Source organism: Empedobacter sp. 225-1, from assembly GCF_030328185.1.
GTDB classification, from domain to species: Bacteria; Bacteroidota; Bacteroidia; order Flavobacteriales; family Weeksellaceae; genus Empedobacter; species Empedobacter stercoris.
Genome location: NZ_JACALO010000009.1, coordinates 65857 through 74587 on the forward strand (window position 1 = coordinate 65857; position 8731 = coordinate 74587).

At 29.2% G+C, this 8731-nt stretch carries 7 protein-coding genes; all 7 read right to left on the reverse strand.

Going from position 1 to position 8731, the window contains the following annotated elements; genetic code table 11:
* Window positions 1-6: 6 nt before the first annotated feature.
* Window positions 7-660 carry a MarR family winged helix-turn-helix transcriptional regulator gene (locus HX088_RS04310; protein ID WP_286483539.1) on the reverse strand — a complete coding sequence of 218 codons (654 nt, stop codon included), beginning with the start codon at window positions 658-660 and terminating at the stop codon, window positions 7-9.
* A 1376-nt stretch (window positions 661-2036) separates the two neighbouring features.
* Window positions 2037-2294 (reverse strand): Txe/YoeB family addiction module toxin, encoded by a 258-nt coding sequence (locus HX088_RS04315; protein ID WP_171622163.1) that lies wholly within the window; start codon window positions 2292-2294, stop codon window positions 2037-2039.
* On the reverse strand, window positions 2295-2549 hold the full coding sequence (locus HX088_RS04320) for a type II toxin-antitoxin system Phd/YefM family antitoxin (RefSeq protein WP_171622164.1): 255 nt from the start codon (window positions 2547-2549) through the stop codon (window positions 2295-2297).
* Between the two features lie 709 nt (window positions 2550-3258).
* The gene (locus HX088_RS04325) at window positions 3259-4068 is read right to left on the reverse strand and encodes a GIY-YIG nuclease family protein (RefSeq protein WP_286483540.1); all 810 of its coding nucleotides are present in this window, start codon (window positions 4066-4068) and stop codon (window positions 3259-3261) included.
* A gap of 77 nt (window positions 4069-4145) precedes the next feature.
* Window positions 4146-4343 carry a hypothetical protein gene (locus tag HX088_RS04330; RefSeq protein WP_284583520.1) on the reverse strand — a complete coding sequence of 66 codons (198 nt, stop codon included), beginning with the start codon at window positions 4341-4343 and terminating at the stop codon, window positions 4146-4148.
* A 215-nt stretch (window positions 4344-4558) separates the two neighbouring features.
* Complete coding sequence (locus tag HX088_RS04335; RefSeq protein WP_284583519.1) at window positions 4559-6895, reverse strand: DUF2357 domain-containing protein; 2337 nt, start codon at window positions 6893-6895, stop codon at window positions 4559-4561.
* A complete protein-coding gene (locus HX088_RS04340) occupies window positions 6882-8606 on the reverse strand; it encodes an McrB family protein (protein WP_225540610.1) in 1725 nt (574 codons plus the stop codon). Before HX088_RS04340 ends, HX088_RS04335 begins: the two co-directional genes overlap by 14 nt.
* Window positions 8607-8731 lie beyond the last annotated feature (125 nt).

Here is an 8731-nt window from a genome sequence, read left to right on the forward strand (position 1 = left end):
ATTTTTTTAATTAATATATTTGTAAGCCTCATCTAATAAATCTTCTGTATCAAAATTCTTTTGATAAATATCTTGATGAAAAGCTTCAAGTTTGTTGAGTAGATTTATTAATTCTATTTTTTCAGCATAAGTTAAATTACCTGCTACAATTTGTGTTGCTAGTCTAATTTTTTCCATTTGTTCTTCTAAAATTTCTAAACCTACGGGACTAATCTTAATAACTTTGCTTCTTTTATCAAGCTCAGAAGAAGCTTGATCAACCCAACCCTTAGCAATTAAACGATTTATAATTTGCATCCCTACAGGTTTTTCATGTACATTTTTCTTAATCAAATCCATTTTTGTCATCTCCCCAAATGCCTTTAAATTGATTAAGTAAATAAAATCTTCTTGAGATGAAAAATCCGATCCTATAATAGCAGATTTTGAATAACTTTTCGCATACCTATTCATATGAACAAGTAATGTACTTATAACACTTTCAGGCGATCTCATTTTCTCTTTTCCGATCCAATGAGGTACATCACAATAACTTTCTAGAGGATTATTTAAAATAATCCACTTTTTAAAATCATCAATAGAAGCATTAGAAATAAACTTATTTTCTTTTTCAAATTCTTCTATTAAATCAACTACATCTTTGATTAATTTGAAATTCATTTCTTGTATTTAGTTTACAAATATACCATTTTAAAACAAATAAAGAATAATATTATACTAAATATTAAAAATAATATCCGAGCTTATTAAAAAACTATGTCATTTTATAATTATAATTCTAATTTATTTTAAAGATTTATTTTTGTGAAGTCGGTATTAACATTATAATTTAAATAATCGTTAAAAGTTTATAATTAAGAAAGGAATACATAGTTTCACTTTTTTATTTGATGTCTCAATTAAAATTCCATAGATTTAAAAGAAAAAAAAATCAAGTTAGAAGCTCAAGCACTATTATTTTATTAGTAAGTCAAACATTTTTTATAAAAATTAGTAAAGATATTTTATTTCAATATGTTAAATTTTTAATAAACTTAACTACACCAAAACTACACTACACCCCCTTACACCATTGATAAATAAAGACTTTTACACTTTCTGTATCGGCAAATAAGAGCCAAATACCGCCTTTGAATGCCACTTTAAAAATATTTTAAGTATGCGGATATGTTAAATCTTAATGTAGTAAAAACTAGAATATTGTAATTAAATTATCCAATAGTAGGGATTAGTCCACTATTGAGTAAAGTTTTTTTTATAGTTAAAGTATTGTTTGTGTGTTTTTTACGAGTCATCAACACATCTGATACACAAGGTTATCAAATGAATTGATTTTAGCTGTTTTAAGAGCATAAAAATACCCAATAGTAGAGATTATCCACTATTGGGTTAAGTTATTTAATGGTTAAATAATTGTCTTTGTGTTAGTTGTGTAATAACAACACATTTGGAACACTGCCGGTTGCATCTTTTCGTGCTTGTATCATAATAAGTTAATTATTTTTACGTTACTAATGTTGTGTATTAATCACATAGAATTTGTAAGATGGAAGGAAAACTCCTAAGTTAAACGATTTGAAATACTTATCCTTCACTCCTTTTTAAATTCTATATTTTTTTATGACTTAATTCCATTGGAAAAACATGGTATCGAAACTACTTTCTAAAAATAAAGACTTAAAAAATGCTCTTAAAAGCCCGATGTCGCGGATTTGCAATCCGTGACTTTATCTATACAATTCTACTGTTGTTATGGTTATAAAATATACACTGCTACTATCGGTTGCTTTGTATTTTGTTGACATACTACACTTTTATTTCAATGAACTTTCTTTCTTATGTAGCACGGATTGCAAATCCGCACGATCGGGATTACCTTTTTTTCCATTAAACATCTTCTTTACTACAATAGAACTGTAGGTATTAAAATTTTTCGTACTTCATCACTTCGTAGACAATAGAATATTTTTTATAAACTTAACAAAAACATTATTATACATAAAAAAATCCATACATATTCGCATGGATTTTATATTTTAATCATAATGAAAACGGCATTTAGCAATAAGTATTTGTCCGTCTTCATATTTATATATTAAACGATGTTCATCATCTATTCTTCGTGACCAAAACCCCGAATACTTATGTTTTAAAGGCTCTGGCTTCCCTATTCCTGTAAAAGGTGTTCTAGAGATGTCTTTTAATAGATCATTGATTCGTTTAACTTTTTTTTTGTCTGTTTTTTGCCAAAACAAATAATCTTCCCAAGATTCATCTACGAATATGTATTTCATTTATTCTTCGATTAATTCTTTTTCGAAAGATTGATTACTTTTTAATTTTTCAATGGCTGAATCAAGTCTTGATTCGTTGATACGAGAAGATAATTCATAGTTTGTCGCCATTAATGAATTGTATTCTTCAAGAGACATTACAACAATACCAGAATCTTTTCCTCTGTTGATGATTAAAGTTTCAAAATTTTTTGAAACTCTATCTAAATAAGATTTTAAATCTTTTCTGAAATCAGAAACACTTGCTATTAACATAATCATGTATTTTATTATGTACAAATATACGTACAAATTATGAGATATAAAAACATTCACTGAATTCATAATACGTTTTATTATATTTAAAAATTAATTATTTTTACATCAGTGATTTTATTTAAATAATTTGAATTCGAAACCAATTAGTTTAACATTGAATACTATATTTAATAAATTATTTAGTTCTAATTATTAAAATTGTTAAATAAATTAAGCATTTCTTATTTTATTTTATAATTTTATCAACTGATATTCGGGCATAAGTGTTAAACTTTTTATAAAATACACAAAACCAAAACTACACCACACCCCCTTACACCATTGATAAATAAAGACTTTTAAAATTTCTGTATCGGCAAATAAGAGCCAAATACCGCCTTTGAATGCCACTTTAAAAATATTTTAAGTATGCGGATATGTTAAATCTTAATGTAGTAAAAACTAGAATATTGTAATTAAATTATCCAATAGTAGGGATTAGTCCACTATTGAGTAAAGTTTTTTTTATAGTTAAAGTATTGTTTGTGTGTTTTTTACGAGTCACCAACACATCTGATACACAAGGTTATCAAATGAATTGATTTTAGCTGTTTTTAAGAGCATAAAAATACCCAATAGTAGACAACAGTCCACCATTGGGTAAAGTTACTTTATGGTTAATTTATTGTCTTTGTGTTTTTTATGATTCACCAACACATCTGATACACTACCATCGAGTTAATTCAGCTTTAAGGTGTCGAAATAATATTTTTCGTACATCTTTATTATCCTGTTTTAATTCGATACAAGATTTTATTTCATCAATGTTTTTAAGTAATTTATCACAATAACCAAAGCCTTTGTACACACCTTTTTCAATCAATACAATTCCTTTTTCATGTTCTGTACGCCCCTCTAATTCAAGTAAAATATCTTTTTTAGGCAAATGAACCGTTTTCAAATACTGACGAACTCTTTTGTTGTAAAGTTTCGCATCTTCTTGGTTTATGCAAGCGCCATTACATTCGTCTAAACTATATTGAAAACAACTTGATTTTGTTTTGTATAATCCATTTATTTTTTGACAAAGTTTATACTTATCTGTGATATAAAATAGATAATTCTTGGCTTCATTGAGCGATGTAAACGAAATGATTTCGTTTCCTGAATTATCTATTTTCTTTATGATTAATGCTTGATAACCATCCGAATTTATTTCTTTGTATAAGGCATAAAAAAACTTAATCTTGCGTTGAGCTCGATTAAAAATTGGTAGATTTTGTTTAATTAATTCAGATTCTCTCAACAAAGCAATTAGTTCATTTCCTGTATTTTCAAAACGAATAGAATGAGTGAAATGTTGCAACTTAACTTCCTTTTTATCAGTCGATTTGAAATGCTGAATCAGTCGTTTTCTGATATCAATACTTTTACCAATGTAGATAATAGCATGCTTGTCATTGTATAAATAATACACGCCACAACTATTTTTTGGTACTTCGTTCACCAACTTTTTCAATCTATCATTCAGTTGCATAGTGCAAATTTACGTAATCAATTGTTACTCATTCAATTTTCTATATTGAAGTCTTAAAAGTTACCAACAGAAGCATACTACGATTCATTTTCCATTAATTTTATTTTACCGCCATTAATCGCTTCAAGTTTATTCGCCCAAGTAAAATAATCATACGCAATTGCTGACCAAATCCCATTCTCAAATTCGAAACCATAGTTTAAATGAACTTGATCGTAGGTTATCGAAACTTTCAACCGATCTTTATCTACAACATCGATCACCTTATCAAACAAAGTATTGTTATTCAGTTTGGTAAGTACAATTTCGACTATATTATTTGGGTGAATTGTTTTAAGAAAATCATCTAAGATTATTTCGCCAACGTTTTACAAACATTATTCTGATTAATGCTAATGAGAAATTGAATTTAATTTAGTTTGACGATTCGATATTTTTATTGAAATATAGTTTTTCTTTAACTTAATTCTAATTGGAGGTATTATAATTCCTAACTCAAAATCTTATCTAACGTCACCACAAAAGGCTGTCCTGTTCGTGTATAAATAGATCCAGATAAACTCTTATAGGCGTCGAATTCCTTGAAAGAAATTTCTATATTTTCCCAATCTGTACAAGGTTCAATGCGTACAACTAAATAATCGGGTTGAGAAGGATTTGCATAACCTAATTGAACTAGTTTTTCTTTCGAATACACTTTAGGTCCTTTACTCGTAATTCTGAATAATTGAGTTGCTTTATCTTTGCCACTTTCTCTTAGCAACAAATATTTTGCTTGTACAACATCACTTGTCAGCTCCAAAGATCCTGTATTATCATTCATTCTAAAATTATACATGCCATTTATTAAACACCAATCTAAATGTTCTTGAGATTTGGTGTACCCTACTAAAACAAACGTATTCAATACATCTATCTTACTTTTTTCTAATTCTGCTGAAAGTGGTTTTAAAGTATTTCCGTATGTCAACAATGGTTCTTTTAGAATTTGATTCGAGGTATTTAAAATTCGTTCGCGTTGCGTTGTACGATCAACTAAATGCTGTATAATACGATGAATAAATGCACTTAGTCCACTTATACCTGTATCGTGTTTTGAGGGATTAATAGTAAAAGCACCCAAGCCTGGTAAAACCTCATGAAAACCATCAAATCGTTTTTCAACACTACCGGGATATAAAATATAAGCACCACCTGTACGACGAATTGCATCTTTGTAAGCATGCATTTTTAAAAGGTCAACATTCTTAAACGTTCCTTTACGTTCTCGTTCATCCATTCTATTCAACACCTCCTCATCTGTTGTTTCGGTGTACTGTTCTTGTATGTTTTGAATCTTATACTTCGCATCAAAATGAATATGCGTTATGACATCTTCTTTTTCTGCTTCATGTTCTGTGAAAGAACTTGGCCATATACTCAATGTATAATCAGGACGAAGCGTAGTCGTTATACTTCCTGCGTTCCCCGATACATAATCATTACCTCCTTTGAAAGTTCGGTTGTAACTAAATCGAATACTTAAGTTACGTGAAACAAAATCCGTTTCACCTTTAATCATTAATTCTTTCCCTGATTTTAGCTTTAAAGAAAGTCCAGAATCGTCCGTCTCAAATAAATGATCAAAATTTTGATTTTGGTAAACCTCTAAATTAAATTTATCTACAATTAGTTCATACAACTGAAAGAAAAGCCAATATTCGTACAAAGTGGCAATATCACGTTTTCCCGCTTCATAGACGTTCTCACCTCCTTGCCAAATTAATTTAGAAGCCAAATCAAATTGCAACCAACGGTTTAAAACTTCACGATAACCATTACGTTTTTGCAACAAAGGGCTATTTAATTTTAAAGTTGTCGCATCTAAAATCTCATTAAAAAATGAATAAGACAAATAACCATTTATTTTTTCAACCAAATGATTACTCTCTCTTAAAGCGAAATGGTATTTCTTCGCTGTTGAAAAAACAGCTTGACAGTCTTCGATAAAATGCAAAAATACCCCCAAAACATGTTTAATAAAACGATTTTCAGGTGTATCTACACTTTCTGTTCGGATATCCGATTGTATCGTTCGAGGCAAACTACTTAACCCTATATCATTCAAATAAGCCAACCCTGAAGTATCTACTCTACTTGATGCTGTTACAAATTGTTTAGAAATTGTTCGATTGACACGTCTAATTTGAGAAGTTTTAATCGATGTTTCCTCTGTTTTCCATAGAGTTGATGGATTGGAAATAATACGTATTATTGCTTCCTCAAAATCAACCGAATCTAAAAATGATTTGACAAAACAAAAACGTTGGTACAAAGTCTTGGTATCCGTTGAATAATCAATTGTAACATGTTGTGTAACTGGTGTGTTAATTTGCATCATAAGATCTGTACACTTATCGGTAATATCTTCCAACATTTGTCGATAATTCTCTCGATACGATACATCTTCTTTTTTATCAAATTTAGTCGCAATCACCTCTACTGAAATTGGAAAACTTTGTTCCGTTTCTGTATTCACTATTTCAAGTGGTAAGTTACCTACATAAATATTGGGTGTAATTCGACCACGATAAATATGACGATTTGATGGAACAACTACCCCATTAATTCTTGCTCGTAAAAGATAATTGACTTTATTGATCCCTTCAAATTCGTATTCATACGAATGTCCTTCAAACAATTGATAAACACTTTCATTATATTGCTCAGCAACAGCTTTATCCAATTGTCGAATACGAGAGTGTTGCTCTGGAAAGATTTCCAAAGTTAACCCCTCATCAATATGATGCAAATCAAATTGTAAAACTTTATCATTAGGCTTCTGCATAACTTGTAAATCCGTTACTTAAAGCATTTGCATACATTCTTTTTAGTTTATCAAAAGATACATTATATTTTATCTGATTTTCTTCAAGATCATCCAATTTCGAAAGATTGAATTCAGTTGCATCTTCTAAACACAACCTGATCAAGGCTTCTAACGATTTTACAATCTTCGAACGCGAACCATGTAATTTTGGTAACAGTTTTTGCATCACAGCAAAATCAATTTTATCCTCATCACTTAGAGAAGAATCTATTTTAGAAAATTGTGCAAACAGCAAATGAATTTCAAAAGCAGTTCGGTAACCAAATTCTGCACCGATCATTTTCAACTCTTTAAAGAATTCTACTAAAGTTTCATTTAAAACTTCATTAGACGCTGTATCATTCTGTTTAGATAATGTAATAAAACTCGATGCCATTGCAGCACCTTCCGAAGTTAATTGCGAAAGATCTACCTTTTTAGGTTCAGCTAAAAAACTTTTTAAATCATCTTCATCTAATTTAAACTCGATTACATTTGCACGATCAAGTACTTTTGGACTAAACATATATGTCGTTTCATCTATATTCACTGTTCCAATAATAAACAGATTTTTAGGCCAAGAAATTGTCTGAGGTATTTCTGTATCATTCGTAGATTTTCTTTCAGCCCCTGTATAAAGTTTAATCGAATCCTCCGATTCCATAATGCTTAAAAAATCTGCAAAATAACGCTCTACATGTGATAAATTCATTTCATCTAAAACCAAAAAATATGGTTTATCTTGATTCTCTATTTTACTAGCAGTAAGCATTAATTCTAACACCTCATTGTCTGGTGTCACATAATCTTTAGAGTTTAGACCATTCGGATATCCTAATAATGGTTCACGATTAATCCAATCGGCACCTACAGCTACTAGTTTATATTGTTCTTTGCTTTCACATATCCATTGAATAAATGATTGTGCCAATTTAGTTTTACCCGAACCCGCTAATCCCGTTAAAATCACAAAAGGCTTTGTGAGCAATGAAGCTACAAACCGTTGTACTAACTTATCGTTGAATTGGAGATTGGAATTTCTTAATGAATCAGAAAACTTATTAAAATCAAATCTAATTGAAGTTGTTTCTACATTCTCAATATCTGTGTTAGATTGTGTGTAGTCATTTTTTTTCAAAAACTCTATATACTTATTAAGGCTTGCTGAATAAAAATACTTTTCTCCATAAGAAGGTGCATCATTATTATAAATATAAGATGTTTTATCACGCTGAATTAATTTCGTTTCTTCGTGTAAATCTTTTAATAATTTAATGTCATCAATTTCGAATATACTTCTTTTACTAATTTTACCTACTTGAAAAAAACGTTCTGACAACCATTCTAAAGAAGTTATATATGCAGGACCAGCTCCCGATTTATTCGCTAATTCTTTAGAAATCCATTTTTTAAATTCTTCTTTTCTATTTAAATTTTTAGGATTTATCAAAAAGCCTTTATCTCTCAATATTTTAAATGGCACTTCGACACTATTTTTAAAATCTTTTAACAACAGTTCTTTATCACCTTTTAATTCATTTGCTTTCGATAAAACTAAAATTGGAGGATACTTTTTATCATCATATACTAAATCATATGTTGAAGACTCTCTTCCTTTAAATTCTTCTGGATGTTGATCTAAATACTCAATTGCATTTATCAATTCTTCTCTTGAAAAGCTATATTCCATTACAAATACTATATGTTGATAAAAATAATAAAAGTAACCTAAGTAAACAATGCCATGTTCAAGTTATAAGTGCAACTGGCCAAGTAGATTTTAGTTTTTCGATAGGGCTAATATAGCCAAACTTT

Bases quoted from the DNA above. Each gene is read 5' to 3' on its own strand.
- HX088_RS04340 (WP_225540610.1), bottom strand. From the start codon at position 8,606: ATGGAATATAGCTTTTCAAGAGAAGAATTGATAAATGCAATTGAGTAT.
- HX088_RS04315 (WP_171622163.1), bottom strand. From the start codon at position 2,294: ATGAAATACATATTCGTAGATGAATCTTGGGAAGATTATTTGTTTTGG.
- HX088_RS04335 (WP_284583519.1), bottom strand. From the start codon at position 6,895: ATGCAGAAGCCTAATGATAAAGTTTTACAATTTGATTTGCATCATATT.
- HX088_RS04310 (WP_286483539.1), bottom strand. From the start codon at position 660: ATGAATTTCAAATTAATCAAAGATGTAGTTGATTTAATAGAAGAATTT.
- HX088_RS04325 (WP_286483540.1), bottom strand. From the start codon at position 4,068: ATGCAACTGAATGATAGATTGAAAAAGTTGGTGAACGAAGTACCAAAA.
- HX088_RS04320 (WP_171622164.1), bottom strand. From the start codon at position 2,549: ATGTTAATAGCAAGTGTTTCTGATTTCAGAAAAGATTTAAAATCTTAT.